At 62.9% G+C, this 17,877-nt stretch carries 18 protein-coding genes; 4 read left to right on the top strand and 14 right to left on the bottom strand.

The window, feature by feature from the left end; translation table 11 throughout:
- Positions 1 to 491: 491 nt before the first annotated feature.
- Complete coding sequence (gene rloA3, locus OKB81_RS07915; RefSeq protein ID WP_160837059.1) at positions 492 to 983, top strand: retropepsin-like aspartic peptidase RloA3; 492 nt, start codon at positions 492 to 494, stop codon at positions 981 to 983.
- A 67-nt stretch (positions 984 to 1,050) separates the two neighbouring features.
- Here the strand turns inward: rloA3 and OKB81_RS07910 are convergent, their stop codons facing one another.
- The 7 genes from OKB81_RS07910 to OKB81_RS07880 form a co-directional block, all read right to left on the bottom strand.
- Positions 1,051 to 2,490 carry an ATP-binding protein gene (locus OKB81_RS07910; protein ID WP_045525604.1) on the bottom strand — a complete coding sequence of 480 codons (1,440 nt, stop codon included), beginning with the start codon at positions 2,488 to 2,490 and terminating at the stop codon, positions 1,051 to 1,053.
- Positions 2,487 to 3,179 (bottom strand): response regulator, encoded by a 693-nt coding sequence (locus OKB81_RS07905; protein WP_041215642.1) that lies wholly within the window; start codon positions 3,177 to 3,179, stop codon positions 2,487 to 2,489. Before OKB81_RS07905 ends, OKB81_RS07910 begins: the two co-directional genes overlap by 4 nt.
- Before the next feature lie 81 nt (positions 3,180 to 3,260).
- Entirely contained in the window at positions 3,261 to 3,908 is a 648-nt protein-coding gene (locus OKB81_RS07900; RefSeq protein ID WP_160837057.1) for a tetratricopeptide repeat protein, read from the bottom strand.
- Between the two features lies 1 nt (position 3,909).
- Complete coding sequence (locus tag OKB81_RS07895; RefSeq protein ID WP_039039562.1) at positions 3,910 to 4,758, bottom strand: SDR family oxidoreductase; 849 nt, start codon at positions 4,756 to 4,758, stop codon at positions 3,910 to 3,912.
- Complete coding sequence (locus OKB81_RS07890) at positions 4,755 to 5,411, bottom strand: TenA family transcriptional regulator (protein ID WP_039039563.1); 657 nt, start codon at positions 5,409 to 5,411, stop codon at positions 4,755 to 4,757. Before OKB81_RS07890 ends, OKB81_RS07895 begins: the two co-directional genes overlap by 4 nt.
- On the bottom strand, positions 5,408 to 6,889 hold the full coding sequence (locus OKB81_RS07885) for an AMP-binding protein (protein WP_160837055.1): 1,482 nt from the start codon (positions 6,887 to 6,889) through the stop codon (positions 5,408 to 5,410). The genes OKB81_RS07890 and OKB81_RS07885 overlap by 4 nt, the downstream gene beginning before the upstream one ends.
- On the bottom strand, positions 6,886 to 7,551 hold the full coding sequence (locus OKB81_RS07880; RefSeq protein ID WP_109111955.1) for a thermostable hemolysin: 666 nt from the start codon (positions 7,549 to 7,551) through the stop codon (positions 6,886 to 6,888). Before OKB81_RS07880 ends, OKB81_RS07885 begins: the two co-directional genes overlap by 4 nt.
- Positions 7,552 to 7,738: 187 nt before the next feature.
- Between OKB81_RS07880 and OKB81_RS07875 the strand changes: the two genes are divergently transcribed.
- Both OKB81_RS07875 and OKB81_RS07870 read left to right on the top strand, forming a co-directional pair.
- Complete coding sequence (locus OKB81_RS07875; protein ID WP_119196911.1) at positions 7,739 to 8,380, top strand: class I SAM-dependent methyltransferase; 642 nt, start codon at positions 7,739 to 7,741, stop codon at positions 8,378 to 8,380.
- 74 nt (positions 8,381 to 8,454) lie between these two features.
- Positions 8,455 to 9,675, top strand: coding sequence for a winged helix-turn-helix domain-containing protein (locus tag OKB81_RS07870; RefSeq protein ID WP_270662143.1), 1,221 nt, complete (start codon positions 8,455 to 8,457; stop codon positions 9,673 to 9,675).
- 10 nt (positions 9,676 to 9,685) lie between these two features.
- Here OKB81_RS07870 and OKB81_RS07865 read toward each other — a convergent pair whose 3' ends face one another.
- Positions 9,686 to 10,327, bottom strand: a complete 642-nt coding sequence (locus tag OKB81_RS07865; protein ID WP_160837051.1) for a TetR/AcrR family transcriptional regulator — start codon at positions 10,325 to 10,327, stop codon at positions 9,686 to 9,688.
- Between the two features lie 93 nt (positions 10,328 to 10,420).
- Between OKB81_RS07865 and OKB81_RS07860 the strand changes: the two genes are divergently transcribed.
- On the top strand, positions 10,421 to 11,119 hold the full coding sequence (locus OKB81_RS07860) for a DAPG hydrolase family protein (RefSeq protein WP_124814410.1): 699 nt from the start codon (positions 10,421 to 10,423) through the stop codon (positions 11,117 to 11,119).
- Positions 11,120 to 11,228: 109 nt separating this feature from the next.
- Here OKB81_RS07860 and frdD read toward each other — a convergent pair whose 3' ends face one another.
- The 6 genes from frdD to OKB81_RS07830 all read right to left on the bottom strand — a co-directional run bounded on the left by frdD (position 11,229) and on the right by OKB81_RS07830 (position 17,848).
- A complete protein-coding gene (frdD, locus tag OKB81_RS07855; RefSeq protein ID WP_010673803.1) occupies positions 11,229 to 11,585 on the bottom strand; it encodes a fumarate reductase subunit FrdD in 357 nt (118 codons plus the stop codon).
- Positions 11,586 to 11,697: 112 nt separating this feature from the next.
- On the bottom strand, positions 11,698 to 12,096 hold the full coding sequence (locus OKB81_RS07850; protein WP_010673804.1) for a hypothetical protein: 399 nt from the start codon (positions 12,094 to 12,096) through the stop codon (positions 11,698 to 11,700).
- 16 nt (positions 12,097 to 12,112) lie between these two features.
- Positions 12,113 to 12,847 carry a succinate dehydrogenase/fumarate reductase iron-sulfur subunit gene (locus OKB81_RS07845; RefSeq protein WP_042065016.1) on the bottom strand — a complete coding sequence of 245 codons (735 nt, stop codon included), beginning with the start codon at positions 12,845 to 12,847 and terminating at the stop codon, positions 12,113 to 12,115.
- Positions 12,840 to 14,624, bottom strand: a complete 1,785-nt coding sequence (gene frdA, locus OKB81_RS07840; protein ID WP_160837049.1) for a fumarate reductase (quinol) flavoprotein subunit — start codon at positions 14,622 to 14,624, stop codon at positions 12,840 to 12,842. The genes OKB81_RS07845 and frdA overlap by 8 nt, the downstream gene beginning before the upstream one ends.
- A gap of 515 nt (positions 14,625 to 15,139) precedes the next feature.
- A complete protein-coding gene (locus OKB81_RS07835; protein ID WP_160837046.1) occupies positions 15,140 to 17,014 on the bottom strand; it encodes a methyl-accepting chemotaxis protein in 1,875 nt (624 codons plus the stop codon).
- Positions 17,015 to 17,170: 156 nt separating this feature from the next.
- A complete protein-coding gene (locus OKB81_RS07830) occupies positions 17,171 to 17,848 on the bottom strand; it encodes a glycerophosphodiester phosphodiesterase (RefSeq protein ID WP_113068838.1) in 678 nt (225 codons plus the stop codon).
- Positions 17,849 to 17,877 lie beyond the last annotated feature (29 nt).

Genomic DNA, 17,877 nt, shown 5'->3' with positions numbered 1-17,877 from the left:
TCATGACGGGCCAGCCTTATCCTGACGTATTCAACCTGACCTCGGCTTAGTCAAGCCGGGGCCGGTGAACGGTTACCTTGAAACCGAGCTTCAAGTCTTCTTCGATACGCATTGCGAATTCCTTATTGAGCCTTGTGTGAGAGGTCACTTTGCAGTGGCAACTTTTCGGCAGGCGCAAAAAAACCGGTGGTTTTCAGGCCCTCCGGTTTACAGCAGTGTAGGCAAAAATCCCGTCAGAACAAGACTGATAATTCACGCACCGCTGTGGTAGCCTTTGGCGTCACAACCTGAGGATGGCCGCCAGCGTCATCCAGCACCCTGTTCTCCCCTCGTTTTCCTGCTGCATTCCCCACTCACGCGCCGTGCCCGGCATGGATTGTCGCCTGTTGGCACCGCGTCCAGAGCCCGCTCCCCTGCACGCCAGAATCCGGTTGACCCGGCAGTTGGCTGTGATACATCTGGGCGCAAGACTGACAAGGCGAGAGAGCAAGATGGGCAAGAGAATGGTGGTGGCGGCCATGATGTGGGCGCTGTGCGGCAGCGCGATGGCGGCCCAGACCAGCTACGGCTGGATCGAGAAGGGGGTGCTGATGCCCTACGGGGTGGCGGTCAAGATGAAGCTCGATACCGGTGCCCTCACTTCGTCGCTGGATGCCCGCGACCTGAAGCATTTCAAGAAGGATGGCAAGCCCTGGGTGCGCTTCAACCTGGTGCTGACCGATGCCAATACCGACAAGGTGGTGCGCCGGAGCGTGGAGCGACCGGTGGAGCGCAGCGTGACGGTACGCGGGGCGGGCGGCATGGAGGAGCGCCCGACGGTGACCATGTCCGTCTGTGTCGGGGACCAGGTCTACAAGGAGTGGTTCACCCTGCGGGATCGCAGCAAGATGATCTACCCGGTGCTGCTGGGGCGCCGTCTGCTGGCGGAGCTGGGACCGGTGGATTCGAGCCGGACCTTCACGGTAGAGCCCACCTGCGACTAGGGTGGTGCAGCCATGAAAAACGGGGGCCTGGCCCCCGTTTTTCATGGCGTGCGCAAAGGCTGACCCCTCATGCCTGGCGCGAGGCGGGCAGCAGCACGCTCACTTCGAGCCCCCCTTCAGGCCGATTGTGAATGTCGAGATCCGCTCCGTGAAGCTGGGCGATGCGCGAGACGATGGCCATGCCAAGGCCCACGCCATCCCCCTGCTGGGGATTGACCCGGAAGAAGCGCTCGCACAACCGGGAGAGGGCGGCGGTGGGGATGCCGGGGCCGTTGTCCCGCACATCCACCCGGATCCGGTTGCCCACCTGGCTCACCACCACGGCGACCTCGCCGCCCACCTGGGTGTAGCGCAGCGCATTGTCGATGAGGTTGCCGAACATCAGCTCCAGCAACATCGCCTGTCCCATTACCTGCACCTGTTCGGCGCCCTCCAGGGACAGCTGCTGATCCTTTTTCAGGGCGATGGGGGCCAGGGTCGCCAGGGTGCCCTGCAACAAGGGGAACAAGGGAAGGGCGGTGAGGGCCGGGCTCTGCTGGTTGTCGATGCGGGCCTGGGTCAGCAACTGGCGGATCAGCCGATCGCTGCGATCGAGGGCCAAGAGCATCTTGCGCAGGGCCTGCTCCCGGCTCTGATCATCCTCGGCCGTCATGGCGTTCTCGCTGTGGATGCGCAGCACCGCGAGGGGCGTGCGCAGCTCGTGGGCGGCCTCGTTGGTGAACTGTTTCTCCCGATCCAGGGTGTCAGCGAGGGCGTGCATCAGCCGGTTGATCTCCCCCACCAGCGGCGTCAGTTCCTCGGCCTTGATGGCGAGATTGAGGGGGCTCAGGTTGGCGGGATGACGCTCGCCGATGGCTTGCGCCAGCTGGTGCAGCGGTGACAGTCCCCGGGTGATCAGCCACCACAGCAGACCGAGCAGGAAGGGCAGGGTGATGAAGAGGGGCAGCATGGTGAGGGTGGCCATCTTGCTGGCCAGCTCGCTGCGTTCGTCATCCCGCTCCGCCACGATGAGCCAGGTCTGTTCACCTTCGTTGTAGAGGGTAAAGGTGCGCCACTCGTGATGATCCTTGGTCTCGCTGTTGAAGCCCCGCTCCAGGGTGGTCAACGGTTGGGCCGGGGCATTGGGCGAGCGCAGCAGCACGGCGCCCTGCTCGCTCAGCAACTGGAAGTAGAGGTTGTGCTCGAATTCATGGCCATAGGGGGTGAACTCGTTGTCCTGGCCGAACTGGAAGAAGCCGCCCTTCTCGATGTGGGGCGTCTCGGGGACGGCCTGCACCCACTCCTGGTACACGGTGCCGTTGCGCGGCAGCTCGCCGCTCTGCTTGAGATAGCGGCTGAGCAACTGGTTGGTGATGCGGGCGGACTGGGCGAGACGGGCATCAAACAGCTCTTCCATCTCGTGGTTGGCCTGCAGGTAGCCGATAAGGCCGCTGATGGCGAGGCTGAGGCTGACCAGGGCCAGGATGCCGGAGAGCAGAAAACGGCGGATGGAACGGACACGGCTCATGGGGCGGAGGCTCCTCTTGCGCCCTGGACGTCGAGCTGGGGCACGATGTAACCGACGCCGCGAATGTTGCGGATGAGCTCGGGGAAGAATTTCTTGCGCAGGTGGTGAATGTGCACCTCCACCGCGTTGCTCTCTGCCCCCTCGTCCCAGCCGTAGAGGCTCTGTTGCAGTTGATCCCGGCTCAATACCCGGCCGCTCTGGGTGATGAGCTCCTGCAACAGCTTGTACTCGTGGGGGGTGAGCTTGACCGGCTCGCCCCGATAGGTGACCTGCTGTGACGCGGGGAAGAGCTGCAGCTCCCCGTACTCCAGCACCGCCTGGGCCTGCCCCTTGCTGCGCCGCACCAGGGCGCGCAGCCGGGCGTTGAGCTCTTGCAGGGCGAAGGGTTTGACCATGTAGTCGTCGGAGCCTGCATCCAGCCCCAGCACCCGGTCGTCCAGGGCATCACGGGCGGTCAGGATGAGCACGGGCAGGGTCTGCCCCTCCCGGCGCAACTTGCGCAGCAGGCTGATGCCGTCGATGTCCGGCAGGTTGAGATCCAGGACAAGGGCGGCAAATTCCTCGCTCTTGAGCGCCGAGAGGGCCGGCATCCCCTGCTGGAGCCAGTCCACCGTGTAGCCGCTGCTGCGCAGGGCATCAACCATGCCGTCTCCCAGCATCACATCATCTTCCACCAACAGGATCCGCATTGTTCTCTCCCTCAAACGACACTGCCCACCAGTATGCAAGCTGGTGGGCAGAGTTGAAATAGCACACTGTGCTGCTTGTGTTTACAGCTTGGCGAGACGCTCGCGAATTTCCATTCTGCGGCCCTCGTCCGCCACCTCGCGGCCAGGGCGCGCCGGGGCGGCCAGGGCCTTGTCCAGATAGACCTTCGCCTGTGCCTTGTCACCCTGATCCAGCAGGAAGTCGCCGTAGAAGAAGTTGGGGTCGATGCCGGTGGGATTGATGGCCAGCGCCTGCTTGAGCAGCTTCTCCGCCTTCTCGTCGTCTCCAAAGCCCACCGGCCAGCCCGGCACCTGGTAGTAGAGGGAGCCCAGGCTGGTGTAGGCCGAGCCTTCCAGCGCCTTGGGATCCTGCTTGATGGCGATCTCGAGCTTGGCCTTGGCCTCCTTCACCAGACCAAGGGCGCCGAGGCCGCCCTTGGCCCCCGCCCAGGTGCTCTTGACGATGGCGGACCAGATCAGCAGATCGGTGCGAAATGCCTCCTTGGCGCTCGCCTCATCGGCCTTGGCACTCAGGCTCTCCAGGCAGCTCTCCTTGGCGTTGCCGGTCTGCTGGTACTGGCAGTGGGCCCACTCCTGCTGAATGGTGGGCAGGGCATCGGCGGCCTGGGCCAGACCGCTTGCCAGCATGCCTCCCAGGGCGAGCAACAGGGGGCCGTGACCAAATCGGGGACGGAAAGTGGCGTGCTTCATCTCAATGTTCCTTCTCGTTTGTCGCACAGGCGGGATCGCTCCTGTGATCGGGGGCTGGGGAGGCGGTGCGGCGGGCGTGGCGCTCGATGATCGGGCGCTGCTTGGCCAGGGCCATGTCCACCAAGGCGGGCAGCAGGCCGTTGAGCCGCACAAAGAGCTTTTCCGGCCAGCCGAGCCAGCGGCGGCGTGTCTCGTTGCACAGGGCGATGACGGCCTCCTCGGCCACGTCCTGTGGGCTGTCGGTCCGGGTGCCAAGCTCGGCATTCATGGCATAGGCCGCCTCGGAATTGAGGTGGGTGCGGGTGGCGCGAGGGGCAAAGTGCAGCACCTTGATGCCGGTTCCCTCCAGCTCCCGCCCCAGGGACTCGCTGAAGCCGCGCATGGCGAACTTGCTGGCGCAATAGACGCTGTAGCCGGCAAAACCGATGGCCCCGAGGCTGGAGCCGATGTTCATGATGATGGCGGGCTTGCGCAGCCGGGGCAGCAGGGCCCGGGTGAGCTGGATGGGCGCCTCGACGTTGAGCAGCAACTGGCGTGTCACCTGCTCGCTGCTCTGATCTTCCAGCCAGGCGAACTGGTTGCATCCCGCACTGTTGATGAGCACGTCCAGCCCCTCGTCCAGGGCCGGATGTTGCAGCAGCTGCGCCCGCTCATGGGGAGAGCCGAGATCGGCCGTCACCGTCTGGTGGCGATCCGGATGAGGCAGCTCCCGGCGCAGGCGCTCCAGGGCGCTGGCCCGACGACCGTGCAGCAGCAGATGGGCACCCTGGGCCGCCAGTTCATGGGCCAGGGCTTCACCAATGCCGCCACTGGCGCCAGTCAGCAGTATGCGTTTGCCTTCAAGCTTCATTGGCAGGATCCCGTGAGCTGATAGAGCATGTCGCCATAGAGGCGGTAGACCACCTTGGCGGCGTGAATGATGGCGGCCTGATCGGCGGCATCTTCCACCCGGTTCATCAGGGATTCGAAGAATTTGAGGTGCTCCTGGTCCAGGGCCCCGTGGGAGCTCAGGTAGCTCATGGCCTGGGGCGGCAGACCCAGACCGCTCTTGAGCTGGTCGGCGACGGTCAGGGCGATGGCGACGCTGGTGCCTTCCAGCACCTGCACCATGCCGAAGAAGCCCATGGGGTTGCCGCGCTGGATCTGGTCGTAGAGGAAGGCCACCATCAGCTCGATGGGCAGGCCCGGCTGGCCGTGGCGCACCGCCTCGGCATCACCGCCGCAGGCACGGATGTCGTTCAGGATCCACTCCTGATGGCCGTACTCCTCGTCGATGTACTCCCTGATGGCGCCACGCACCCATTCGTACTCCTGCCCCAGCTTGCCGCCGGTGGCCATCAGGAGCGGCACCGTGTGGCGCACGTGGTAGTAGGCCTGTGCCAGGAAGGCGAGGTAGGTGTCACGGCTGATGTCGCCGCGGCGGCAGGCCTCGATGATGGGGGCGTTGAACAGGCGTTCGCGCTCGCAGGCGGTGGCTTGTTGCAGGGTCTGGTAGAAGCTCATGAGGTCTCTCCTGTGAGGCATTGGCTGATCTGCCGGGAAAAATGGTGATAAATCTCATTGCGACGGGGGCGCCCGTTGGCCGTCAGCAGGCCAGGGAGCTGATCCAGGGCGACCGGCAACCAGTGATGGATGCGGGCGTAATCGGGCAACTGCTGGTTGAGCCGGGCAATCTGCTCTGGCAATTGGGACTGGCTGCCCGGCAGCGGCTGGATAAGGGCCACGTTGGCGGGCTGACCGTCACCGAAGATGACGATGCGGGCGATGGCCGGGCAGAGCTGGGCCTGGGCTTCCACCCACTCCGGGGAGAAGTTGCGGCCAAAGGCGGTGATCTGCACGTTCTTCTTGCGCCCCGTGATATGGAGATAGCCCTCCTCGTCGATCCGACCCAGATCCCCTGTGGCGATCTGGCTGCCCGTCTCGCCCTCTTCTCCCAGGTAGCCCAGCATGGCGCTGCCGCTGACCATGACTTCGCCGTCTGCGGCGATCGTCACCTGGCAGTGGGGCAGAGGCAGGCCGACGCTGCCGGGACGATCCCCGTGGGGGCCGTTCAGGGCGACCACGGAGCCGCATTCTGAGAGACCGTATCCCTCGTAGACCGGCAGCCCCGCCGCACGGGCGTGAGCGATGAGTTCGGGGGCGACCTTGCCGCCGCCCACGGCGACGAAGCGCAGGGTGCCGAGCTGTGTCGCCAGGGCAGGGGTATTGAGGCACAGAGCCAGCAGCAGGCGCAGCAACTCGGGTACCAGCACCAGGCTGTGGCTGGGCCAGCGCAGCAGTGCATGGGCCAGGGCCGCAGGATCCAGCTTGCTGGAGCCCGAGAAGCCGAGTTCCCCCAGGGAGGGGATGCGGCTGCAGGCGCCGGTCAGCAGCGGTACATACAAGCCGGTCAGGTTCTCCAGCAAGGTGGTGAGGGGCAGCAGGGTCAGGTGCTTCTCAACCCGGGCAGGGGCCACCCGCAGGGCAAGGGATCCGCAGACCGCCGTCATCTGTTCCAGCGACAGGCAGACGCCCTTGGGTTGCCCCGTGGTGCCAGAGGTATAGGTGATCTTGGCGGTGCCCGCCGGCAGCTCGGGGAGGCGGGCCGGGATGCGGCGCCACAGGGGCACGGCCTGCTCATCGGGCCTGCCTGCCATGAGCACGAGGGGTGAGGCGGACTGCCACCCCTGGTGTTCCGGGCCGACCAGGGCGTCTGCTCCGCTGCTTTCCAGCAGCCACGTCTGCTGCGCCGGACTGAAGAAGTGGGGAACCGGGATGACCACGATGCCGGCCCAGGTGCAGGCGAGATCGATCAGTGCCCAGGGCAGGCCGTTGTCGAGTTGCAGGGCCAGGCGGCGGATGCCGGCCCCTTGCAGCACTCCTGCCAGTTGCTGGATCTGCTGCCACAGGCTCTGGTAATCCAGCTCACCCTGGCTGCCTAGCAGCGCAGGCTGTTGCGGGGTCTGGCTGGCATGGTGGGCGATGGTGTCGAACAGCGTCATTGTGCGCACCTCCTGTCGATGTCGGCATGGTTAAAAAGGCGGGGCATGGGCCCCAGCAGGTTGAGCAGCAGGCTGCTCTGTGCGAGTACCTCGCGCCCCTGGTTGATGTCGCCTGCCATCACCTTGGGCTGGCAGCGGTAGTATTCGCCCCAGGCGCTGGCATCCTCTCCCACCTGATGGGCCTGGGCGGGGGCCAGCTCCACCGGGTTGAGACGCAGGCGGGTAAAGCTGTTGCGCAGCTTGGCGGTGCCGGTGAACACCACGTAGTCCAGGGCGTTGTCACACAGCAGACGGCACAGCGCGGCAAACATCAGGCGGGCGTGACCCGGTTCGCTGCAGGCAAGATTGCCCACTTCGATGATGCGGTGGCGGGCCGGACGGACCCCGAGACGGGTCTCGATGGCGGCCTCGACAGGCTGCTCCAGATATTGCTCCAGATAGAGCGGTTGCTCGTGCTCGCCATGGCAGGCCTGGTTAAGGCCGCAGGCACCGACCAGCACGCCATCTGCCCGGTAGAGCCCGAGCTGGCAGGGCAGAAAATGGGGAATGCGGGCGTTGAACTCGAGGGTATAGGCGGCCTGGATATAGGTTTGCAGCGCCATGACCTGCTGCGGGGATTCGGCCAGGATCAGCCGGTAGGGGGCTTGGATCTCGATGGTCATGGTTGGCTCCTTCTTTTGCGATGGGATGAGAGTAAAAGGGCAAACTTAAGAAACCCTTAAGGCGCAAAAAAAGACGAAAAAAACTGGCGGGGGGTGAACGGGGGTCGATGGGGGCTCCAGACAAAACAGTTGCCAGCAGCGGGCGTGGCAGGCAATCTGCCCCGCTGTCGCCACCCGAGGAGCTGCCATGTCATCCCCTGTTCACTGTCCCCTGTGTCTCTCCCCTCGGCACCATGCCCTGCCGGTGGCGGGCAAGGGCTATTACCGCTGCCTGGCGTGCGAGCTGGTCTGGATGGACGAGGCGGACCACCTGGACGAGGGGGCCGAGAAGGCGGTCTATGACGGGCACGACAACCGGGTGGACGATCCCCGCTACCGGGCCTTTCTGATGCGTGCCTTTGGCGAGGTGCTGGCCCGGGTGTCGCTTCCTGCCAGCGGCCTCGATTTTGGCTGCGGCCCCGGGCCTGCCCTCATCGCCATGGGGCGGGAGGCGGGCTTCGAGATGGCGGGCTACGACAAGTTCTATGCCGACGACCCAGAGTGCCTGACAAGGCAATACGACTTCATCACCAGCACCGAGGTGATAGAGCACATCGCCACCCCCCGCGCCGTGCTGGACACGCTCTGGGGCTGCCTCAAGCCCGGCGGGGTGCTGGTGTTGCAGACCCAGCGGGTACTGGGGGACGATCGCTTCAAGACCTGGCGCTATCGCCACGATCCCACCCATATCGTCTTCTTCGCCGAGGCCTCATTCCGTGCCCTGGCGGTCCGCTGGCAGGCAGAGGTCGAGTTTCCTCATGCGGATGTGGCGGTGTTCACCAAACCCTGAGCCGGGCGTTTTCATTTGGCCATGAGTTGGGCATGCTGGTGGCCTGAACCCCAGGAACGGATGCCCCTATCTCCATGTCGATCCCCCACCTCTCATTGCAAGACGCTTGCCACCTGCAACTGGCGGCTCAGGGGCTGCTGACCCCGCGCCGCGCCAGAGCAACCCCCGCCGATCTGCTTGCCTGCATCAGACGCATGGCGTTGCTGCAGATAGACACCATCTCCGTGGTGGCCCGCAGCCCCTATCTGGTGCTGTTCAGCCGTCTCGGCCATTACGATCCGCGCTGGCTGGAACAACTGCTGGCTGATGGTGACCTCTTCGAATACTGGGCCCACGAGGCCTGTTTCGTCCCCCGGGAAGATTACCGGCTGCTGCGCCATCGCATGCTGGATCCCGCCGCCATGGGCTGGAAGTTCTCCGCCCAGTGGCTCAAGACCCACGGCGGCGAGATCGCGCAGATAGTGGAGCGCATTCGCCAGGATGGCCCGGTGCGGGCGGCAGACTTCGAGCGCAAGGGGGGCAAGGGCAACGGCTGGTGGGACTGGAAGCCCGAAAAGCGCCACCTGGAGGTGCTGTTTACCGCAGGTCAGCTGATGGTGCGCGAACGGCGCAATTTCCAGCGGGTCTACGATCTCGCCGAGCGGGTCATGCCGGAGTGGAATGACGAGCGGGATCTGCCGAGTCCTGATCTCGCCCGGCGGGACATGGTGCGAGCCAGTTGCCGGGCGCTGGGGCTGGTCAAGACCGGCTGGGTGGCGGATTACTATCGCCTTAAACGGGGGAAATACGACGCCCTGCTCCACCAGCTGGCGGACGAGGGGGAGCTGTTGCCGGTACGAGTGGAGGGGTGGCAGCACGGAGCCTTCGTTCACGCCTCCCTGGCCGATGAACTGGTCCGGGCCCAGGCGGGCTCCCTCAAGGCGAGCCACACCGCCGTGCTCTCGCCCTTTGACCCGCTGGTGTGGGATCGCAAGCGGGCCAGCGAGTTGTTTGGCTTTGACTATCGCATCGAGTGCTATACCCCGGCCCCCAAGCGCCAGTACGGTTATTTCGTGCTGCCGTTGCTGCATCGCGGCAAGCTGGTGGGCAGGATGGACGCCAAGGCCCATCGCAAGGAGGGGGTGTTCGAGGTCAAGAGCCTCTATCTGGAGCAAGGGGTCAGGATCACCCAGAGCCTGGCCCAGGATCTGGGCAAGGCCATCCAGAAGCTGGCGGAGTGGCACCAGACCCCGCTGCTGCGTTATGGCAACGTTCCTGCTCCCTTGTTGGCTCAATGGCAGGAGGTGGCACGCTGAGGAAGGACGCCTACCCTCGCATCAAGCCGGGCAGCACCAGCGCAACGGCCGCGGTGATGCGCGCGCGAATGTCGCTGCCCGGCGCCAGCAAGCCGAGCGCCATCTGGCGCAGCGGCTCCGCCATGGTCATCGCCAGCAGCAGATCGCTGGTCTGGGCGGTGTCCAGCTCCCGCAGCCAGCCCAGTTGCTGCTGGCGCTGTAGCCACGCCGCCAGCGTCGCCCTGCCGCGGGCAATACCGTTCTCCTGATAGGCCGCCAGCAGGGCATCGCGCCCCGCGAACTCATGCTGCAGCAGCCGGAACATGCCCACCGCCGGTGCGCTCAGCACCTGTCCCGCTATGGTCTGCAAGCCCAGCACCAGCATCTCCCCCAGCGCGCCTGGATGAGCGGCATCCTGCTCGAAGGCCGGCTGGAAGGCATCGGTCCAGCTGCGCACCGCCTGCGCCACCAGCTCGTCGCGATTGGCGGCGAAGCGGTAGAGGGTCTTCTTGGCAACCCCCGCCTCTTTGGCCACCGCATCCACGGTCGCAGCGCTGTAGCCCCCCTTGAGCAACAAGGTCAGCGTCGCCTCGGCGAGGGCGGCGCGAAGGTCGGCTTCCGGGGTGACCGGACGGCCTCGTGAGCGTGTTTCTTCATCGTTCTGGTGCGACATATGGGCTCCTGGAAAGCATTGACAGACTAAGCATACAGGCATAGCGTAATTTAGGAAACGAACATCGTTTCCTAAATTTATGGGAGTCATATCATGCATCCTTCTGCCCTGTTTGCCCCCTGGGGCGTCAATGACATCAATGAGTTGCTCAGTCCGCAACCCCTTCGCCTGGAAATGGGTCTGACCCGCAGCACCGACGGCCTGCTGACGGTCGCCATCCGCACCGATCTGCACGGCTGCAAGGGGCGCATGCTGGATTGGTGGTTCACCTTCTTCGAGACGACCCAGCACATCAGGTGGTGGCACCCCCACGATCATGTCGAGCACCGGGGCTGGGATCATCACTGGAAAAAAGGGGAGCGCTTCGTGGGAGCCAGCATAGAGGCGGTGGAGTGGCTTGCCGAGCTGCCGCCGGTGGCAGCTCGCCTCAAGTTCCACGGTGCCGAAGAGGTGTTCGCCCCGCAATCTCTACACGAGGCGCGGGAGACGCAGGCTCTCTCTGCCGCCATCTGCGCCCGTATCGGCTTTGGCGACGAGGTGGCGCTGGATGAGCAGGGGGCGCCACTGGATGGCGAGATGCTGCACCTGGCGCGCGATACCCCCTATGGCTGTGTGCTGCGCAGTCGTTTTCTGCTGGGCAAGGCCTGCGCCAATCCGTTTGACGAGGTGCCGGACGAGGTAGGTTTCAACCTGATGCGCCACTGCTACAGCGAGTTCAGCTATCTGGCGCAGTTTCTGCCGTCGCTCTACTACGCGGAAAACGGTCGTGAACCGGCACCGCGACTCTGGTGACGGATGCCGAACGAGCGTGCAGGCCAGCTGCCGGATGGAGATGAACCGCGGAAGATGGTCATAAAAAAACCGGGCACTGGGCCCGGTTTGTCATGCAGTCAGGATGTGCTTACTGGAGCACCAGCACCATCAGCAGGCCGACGGTGATGGCGGACACCAGGAAGGCGAAGCCATAGAACACATAGTGGTGCAGCTTGGTGGTGTGGATCCCCAGATCATGCAGGCCGTGGTAGATGCGGTGCATGCCGTGCCAGACGGGCAGGGCGATGATCACCAGCAGGATGCAGGCACCCCACCAGGAGCTGGCGAATGCCAGCACGCGCTCGTAGCTCATGGTCTCCACGTCCATGATGCCCATGGGCACCAGCAGACCTGTGATGAGGACAATGACCGGCAGCAGCATGGCAACCACCATGCCACCCGCACCAAACAGACCCCAGTAAATTGGCTCGTCAGAACGTCTCATATTTTTTCCTCAAATCATGATTGAGTGATCGTGGCCAACGTTTCTGAGTGAGAGCCCGGTACCAAACAGACACCAATAACCGGGTTCGTCAGAACGTCTTATGGTTTTCTCCTCAGGCCACGATGATCAGGACAAGCAGGGATACCGCCGCCAGCGCCACATACTGGGCGATGACGATCGGTTTCTCCGGCACCAGGTCTTCGCCACGGAAGATGCGCATGGCTTTCGGTGCCAGGGCGAACCAGGTCTTGGCGTGGAACAGGCAGGCTGCCAGGGCGATGACGTGGAACAGGATGGCAATGGGGCTCTGCAGGGATTCCAGCCAGCCGTTGAATGCCTCCTGACCCTGTACCAGCCGCAGCAGACCCCACATCAGCACGACGGCGTAGATGGAGACGAAGATGCTGGTGCCTTCGCGGATCATGTAACCGGTGTAGAAGGCATTCTTCAGCCACCAGTCTTTTTTCATCTCGCGCACGTAAGGCTTACGTTTGCTCTCAGTGTTGTTCATGGTCTCACTCCTGGTCTCAGTCCGGCTTGAACATGGCGATCATGTAGTCCTTGGCGCTCTCGACCTTGCCGAGCTGGATGGCGGCGGCCGGATCCACGCCTTTCGGGCACACTTCGGAGCAGTAGCCCACGAAGGTACAGCCCCAGACGCCCTCGTCCTGGCTGATGATCTTCATCCGCTCCCTGGACGCGCTGTCGCGGTTGTCGGCGTTGTAGCGATAGGCCAGTGCCAGGGCCGCCGGACCGGTGAACTTCTTGTTGATGCCATATTGCGGGCAGGCCGCGTAGCACAGACCGCAGTTGATGCACATGGAGAACTGGTGATACTTCGCCATGTCAGCCGGCGTCTGGGTGTACTCGCCGTCGCACAGGCTGCGCGGCTCGGACGGGATGATGTAGGGCTTGATGCTCTCCAGCTTCTCGATGAAGTCGGACATGTCGACCACCAGATCGCGCTCGATGGGGAAGTTGTTGAGCGGCTCGATAGTCATCTTGCCCGGCAGGTAATCCCGCAGGAAGGTCTTGCAACCGAGTTTCGGAATGCCGTTGACCATCATGCCGCAGGAGCCGCAGATCGCCATCCGGCAGGACCAGCGGAAGCTCAAGGTAGAGTCCAGATGATCCTTGATGTATTGCAGCGCATCCAGCAGGGACATCTCTTTGAGGTAGGGCACCTGGAAGGTCTGCATCCAGGGCTCGTTATCCTGCTCGGGACGGTAGCGCAGGATTTCAATTTCGATCATCTCAGCCATTCTTCTTAGCCTCGTCTTGTTTCTCACCCTCGGAACCGTACACGCGCTTGGCCGGTTGGGATTTAGTGATCTTCACATCGGAATAGTCGATGGTCGGGGCCCCTTCGCCGTTGTAGAAGGAGAGAGTGTGCTTGAGGAAGTTGACGTCATCGCGCTCCTCGTAACCGTCCAGACGCTGGTGGGAACCGCGGGACTCTTTGCGGTTGAGGGCGGAGTGCGCCATGGCTTCCGCCACGTCCAGCATGTAGCCCAGCTCGATGGCGTACAGCAGGTCGGTGTTGAAGACCGAGGACTTGTCGTTGATCTTGATCTTCTTGTAACGGGCTTTCAGCTCGTTGATCTTGTCGATGGTGCCCTGCATCAGCTCTTCGGTACGGTAGATACCGACACCGGCTTCCATGGACATGCCCAGTTCGTTGCGGATATCCGCCGGGTTTTCGGTGCCGTCGATGTCCAGCAGGGAGAGGTGCTGCTTGATGAGCGCCTCGGCCTTGGCGACCAGTGCCTGGGTGTTGCCGTGTTGCTGGGTGGCGGCAAACTCGGCTGCCTGCTCACCGGCCACCTTGCCGAAGACCACGATCTCGGACAGGGAGTTGGAACCCAGACGGTTGGCGCCGTGCAGACCGACGGAGGCACATTCGCCAGCGGCATAGAGACCGGCCAGACGAGTGGCGCACTTGCCGTCGGTTTCGATGCCACCCATGGTGTAGTGGGCGGTCGGACGTACCGGAATCGGCTCTTTTACCGGATCCACACCCACATAGGCCTTGGCCAGTTCGCAGATGAAGGGCAGACGCTCTTTCAGGTACTTCTCGCCAAGGTGGCGCAGGTCGAGGTGAACCACGTCGCCCATGGGGCCCTGGATCACGCGGCCTTTTTGCTGCTCCTGCCAGAAGGCCTGGGAGAGACGGTCGCGCGGACCCAGCTCCATGTGCTTGTTCTTCGGCTGGCCGACCGGGGTTTCCGGGCCCAGACCGTAATCTTGCAGGTAGCGATAGCCATCCTTGTTGAGCAGGATGCCACCCTCACCACGACAACCTTCGGTCATCAGGATGCCGGTGCCCGGCAGACCGGTCGGGTGATACTGGACGAACTCCATGTCCCGCAGCGGTACGCCGTGGCGGTAGGCCAGGGCCATGCCGTCCCCGGTGACGATGCCACCGTTGGTGTTGTAGCGATAGACACGACCTGCGCCGCCGGTGGCCAGCACCACGGACTTGGCCTGGATGAAGCGGGTGATGCCGTTCTGGATGTCAAAGGTGACGACACCCTGGACACGGCCATCTTCCACGATGAGATCCAGACAGAAGTGCTCGTCGAAGCGCTTGATGGTCGGGTACTTGATGGAGGTCTGGAACAGGGTGTGCAGGATGTGGAAGCCGGACTTGTCGGCGGCGAACCAGGTGCGGGGGATCTTCATCCCGCCGAAACGGCGAACGTTGGCCTTGCCGTCCGGTTTGCGGCTCCAGGGGCAACCCCAGTGCTCCAGCTGGATCATCTCGTTGGTGGCGTTGTTGACGAAGTACTCGACTACGTCCTGCTCACACAACCAGTCACCACCGGAGACGGTGTCGTTGAAGTGGTTTTCCAGGGAGTCGTCATCACGGACGACGCCTGCGGCGCCACCTTCGGCGGCCACTGTGTGGCTGCGCATCGGATAGACCTTGGAAATCAGGGCGATTTCCAGCTCCGGGTGGGCTTCTGCAATGGCGATTGCGGCACGCAGGCCACCGCCACCGGCACCGATGATGGCAACATCGGTCTTGATAATATCCACATCTGCCTCCTTAGGGATAGATTTGCTGGGCACGATTTTGCTCTATGAAAAAAATTCAGGCTTGATGCAAGTCAAACTGCTTTGTTTTAGTGCTTGGCAACGGTGATTTTTATTAAAATCACCCCATTCCTTGGATGAAAATGCCGTCATTATCGCCATCCATCAGTGATCTGGATCAGCCGTACTCGCTACTCTGGTGATTTTAACTCCAAGATTATACGTAGTTTTCTTTCAAAAAAATGAGAAATGCCTCTCTTTTTGGGTATTACCCATAAAGTTTTTAAGTTTTTTATCAAAACAGTTTAATGATAACTATTATCACGATGACATATCGAGATTAGGCATCAAAAAAGTAATGCGAATATAGCCATGACAGACTGCGCCCGTCTCCCACACATGGGCAAAAGGAGATGTCGATCACAGGGTTGAGGGTCTCGAAAGGGGATTATAACCGTTGAAACAAAAAGGGTTTATAAAAAAAGGGGCCTGAACGGCCCCTTTCTTCCCATGGTCGATCAGATGCGGAACATGCCGACCTGATTATTCAATTCACCTGAAATATTTTTAAGCTGGGCCGACAGATTGCGGGAGCTGTCCGCATCCACTGCCAGCTCGTCCGAGACATCCTTGACCGCCTGGATGTTGCGGCTCACCTCGTCGGTGACGGCACGCTGTTCCTCGGCGGCGCTGGAGATCTGGGTCGCCATGTCGGAGATCTGGTTGATGGAGGTGGTGATCTGCTCCAGCGCCTGGGTCGCATCGTTGGCATCTTCCACGCTGTTCTGGGCCAGCAACTGACCCTCGTGCATGGTACTGACGGCGCCCTGGGTGTTGCGCTGCAGGGTCTCGATCATGCTGCGGATCTCGACGGTGGAGCTGTGGGTGCGCTGGGAAAGCACCCGCACCTCGTCGGCCACCACGGCAAAGCCGCGTCCCTGCTCGCCAGCCCGGGCGGCCTCGATGGCGGCGTTGAGCGCCAGCAGGTTGGTCTGCTCGGCGATGCCCTGGATGGTGGAGAGGATGGTGTTGATCTCCTGGGCGTTCTTCTCCAGCTCCTGGATGATGCCGGAGGCCTGCTTGACCTGGGTGGCGAGATCCGTGATGGAGCGCTGGTTGCGGGCAATCACCTGCTTGCCGTGCTCGCAACTGCTGGAGGAGCTGCGGGCCGCTTCCGCGGTCTGCTCGGCGTTGCTGGCCACTTCGACGGCGGTGGCGGACATCTCGTGCACTGCGGTCGCAATCTGGGAGATCTCGTTTTGCTGGCGGGCCAGCCCCTGGTTGGATTTCTCCGCCATGTCGTGGGAAGACCTGGCCTGCTGGTTGAGCTGGGTGGAGGAGTTGGAGATGTCCTGCACCATGACGTGGATGCGCTCGATGAAGGTGTTGACGTGCTTGGCGACGGTACCGACCTCGTCTTCACGCTCGATCTTGATGCGACGGGTGAGATCGCCGTTGCCGCGGGAGAGATCGGCAATTGCCTCGCCCAGGGTTTTCAGCGGCGCCAGGGAGCCGTTGATGGCGACATAGGAGAAGCCTGCCACGATGAGGATGGTCAGCAATCCCTGAATGAGGGCGGAGGTGACCATGCGGGAGACGGACTGGTAGGCGACCGCTTCGTCCACCACGATGCCGAAATACCAGTTGGTGTTGGGGATCTCGGTGAGGTCGAATACGCTTGCCTTGCCGCTGATATCCATCTCGGAGATGGTGTTGTCATGGGCCAGCTCGTTGACCTTGGCTGCCGTCAGTTCCGGGGAGATGGCGGTGGCGGGTTTGAGGGTCAGATCCTTGTCCGGGTGGGCGATGATGGTGCCGTTGCTGTCCACCAGAATGGCATAGGTGCCTTCCGAGTTCATGGCGAGTACGTCTTTCACCAGACCGTCGATGGAGACGTCACCGGCGATGACGCCGTCGGTGTTGCCGCGACTGAAGGGCTCGGCGATGGTGATGATGAGCTGGCCGGTGGTGATGTCGGCATAGGGGGCCGTGATGGCGAGCTTGCCGGCGGCCATGGCGTCCTTGTACCAGGGACGCTGGCGCGGATCATAGCCGGCCGGCAGATCGGTCGGCTTGCTCTGGATCATCCGGCCATCCTTGGTGCCCACGTAGACGAGATCGAAGTTGCCCGCATTCATGGACTGGGCCAGGTAGCTGAGGGGCTCGTCTTCCTTGGCGAAGGCTTCCTTGGTGGCGGTGACGAGATTGATGCGGGCGTCGAGCCAGCGGGAGATCCCCTTGACGTTGGCGACCGAGCTGTCGTCGATGAAGCTCCAGATCAGCCGCTGGGTTTCACTGCGCAACTGGGAGGTGTACCAGACCTGCAGGCCGGTGATGACCAGAATGATGGCCCCGATGGAGAGGACCAGCTTGTTCTTGATGGATAGGTTCATGTTTACATCCTTGTGAGCGTCAGTCAGAGATCCATGGTGTTTGTTATTGTTATGAGCCAACCCTGTATCGGCTGGCTATGGACTTTATGTATCCCGGTGCACCACATTTTTTCAATTCTTTTCACCTCCTTGTGGCCTGCCAGGCCGCGCCGATACTCAGCTGAATCGATCTGGCCGGTTGGTGAAGATACCATCGACACCCATGCTGGCGAGGGCGCTCCCATCACTCACTTCGTCGACCGTGTAGACCAGGATCTTGAGCCCCCGGCGATGGGCATCCGCCACCAGGGTCTCGTCGACGAAATCCACGTCGCAGTTCAGTGACCAGGCCCCCAGCGTCTCGGCGAAGGCGGCGCCGTCGAGGGGCAGGCTGGCCGTGAGGGCGCCGCTCCTGATTTCCGGTCGCAGTCCCTTGAAGCGTAACAGCTCGGGATGATGAAAGGAGGAAACGATCCAGTGCGCCTGGGTAAAGCCAAGCTCGGCCTCGGCCCGCCTGGTCAGGGCGGCCACCGGCTCGGCGGTGTGGGCGCCCTTGAGCTCGATGTGCAGTTCGCAGCGCCCCGCCACCAGTGCCATCACCTGCCACAGGGTCGGGATCCGCTCCCCGTCCCCCGCATCCAGGCTCGCCAGGTACTCCCGGGATTGCCCGGTCAGCACACCCTGGCCGTTGGTGCAGCGCTCCAGCCGCCGGTCGTGGAAGACCCAGAGCTCTCCGTCGGCCCACTGCACGTCCAGCTCGATGGCTTTGGCACCCAGATCCAGCGCCAGGCTCATCGCCTTGAGGGTATTCTCCGGGGCCAGGCCGCTGGCACCGCGATGGGCAATGATCTGCATGATGGCTCCTGTTGTCGTCTTTGGGGGCT

It is taken from the genome of Aeromonas sp. QDB56 (assembly GCF_027705505.1).
Taxonomy (GTDB): domain Bacteria; phylum Pseudomonadota; class Gammaproteobacteria; order Enterobacterales; family Aeromonadaceae; genus Aeromonas; species Aeromonas caviae.
This window is presented reverse-complemented; position numbering and strand designations above follow the sequence as displayed.

What these genes read in the sequence shown, in the direction of transcription:
- OKB81_RS07830 (WP_113068838.1), bottom strand. Translation starts at nt 17,848, where the DNA reads ATGCAGATCATTGCCCATCGCGGTGCCAGCGGCCTGGCCCCGGAGAAT.
- OKB81_RS07860 (WP_124814410.1), top strand. Translation starts at nt 10,421, where the DNA reads ATGCATCCTTCTGCCCTGTTTGCCCCCTGGGGCGTCAATGACATCAAT.
- OKB81_RS07865 (WP_160837051.1), bottom strand. Translation starts at nt 10,327, where the DNA reads ATGTCGCACCAGAACGATGAAGAAACACGCTCACGAGGCCGTCCGGTC.
- OKB81_RS07910 (WP_045525604.1), bottom strand. Translation starts at nt 2,490, where the DNA reads ATGAGCCGTGTCCGTTCCATCCGCCGTTTTCTGCTCTCCGGCATCCTG.
- OKB81_RS07845 (WP_042065016.1), bottom strand. Translation starts at nt 12,847, where the DNA reads ATGGCTGAGATGATCGAAATTGAAATCCTGCGCTACCGTCCCGAGCAG.
- OKB81_RS07880 (WP_109111955.1), bottom strand. Translation starts at nt 7,551, where the DNA reads ATGACCATCGAGATCCAAGCCCCCTACCGGCTGATCCTGGCCGAATCC.
- OKB81_RS07850 (WP_010673804.1), bottom strand. Translation starts at nt 12,096, where the DNA reads ATGAACAACACTGAGAGCAAACGTAAGCCTTACGTGCGCGAGATGAAA.
- OKB81_RS07905 (WP_041215642.1), bottom strand. Translation starts at nt 3,179, where the DNA reads ATGCGGATCCTGTTGGTGGAAGATGATGTGATGCTGGGAGACGGCATG.
- frdD (WP_010673803.1), bottom strand. Translation starts at nt 11,585, where the DNA reads ATGAGACGTTCTGACGAGCCAATTTACTGGGGTCTGTTTGGTGCGGGT.
- OKB81_RS07895 (WP_039039562.1), bottom strand. Translation starts at nt 4,758, where the DNA reads ATGAAGCTTGAAGGCAAACGCATACTGCTGACTGGCGCCAGTGGCGGC.
- OKB81_RS07885 (WP_160837055.1), bottom strand. Translation starts at nt 6,889, where the DNA reads ATGACGCTGTTCGACACCATCGCCCACCATGCCAGCCAGACCCCGCAA.
- OKB81_RS07900 (WP_160837057.1), bottom strand. Translation starts at nt 3,908, where the DNA reads ATGAAGCACGCCACTTTCCGTCCCCGATTTGGTCACGGCCCCCTGTTG.
- OKB81_RS07875 (WP_119196911.1), top strand. Translation starts at nt 7,739, where the DNA reads ATGTCATCCCCTGTTCACTGTCCCCTGTGTCTCTCCCCTCGGCACCAT.
- OKB81_RS07835 (WP_160837046.1), bottom strand. Translation starts at nt 17,014, where the DNA reads ATGAACCTATCCATCAAGAACAAGCTGGTCCTCTCCATCGGGGCCATC.
- OKB81_RS07870 (WP_270662143.1), top strand. Translation starts at nt 8,455, where the DNA reads ATGTCGATCCCCCACCTCTCATTGCAAGACGCTTGCCACCTGCAACTG.
- OKB81_RS07890 (WP_039039563.1), bottom strand. Translation starts at nt 5,411, where the DNA reads ATGAGCTTCTACCAGACCCTGCAACAAGCCACCGCCTGCGAGCGCGAA.
- rloA3 (WP_160837059.1), top strand. Translation starts at nt 492, where the DNA reads ATGGGCAAGAGAATGGTGGTGGCGGCCATGATGTGGGCGCTGTGCGGC.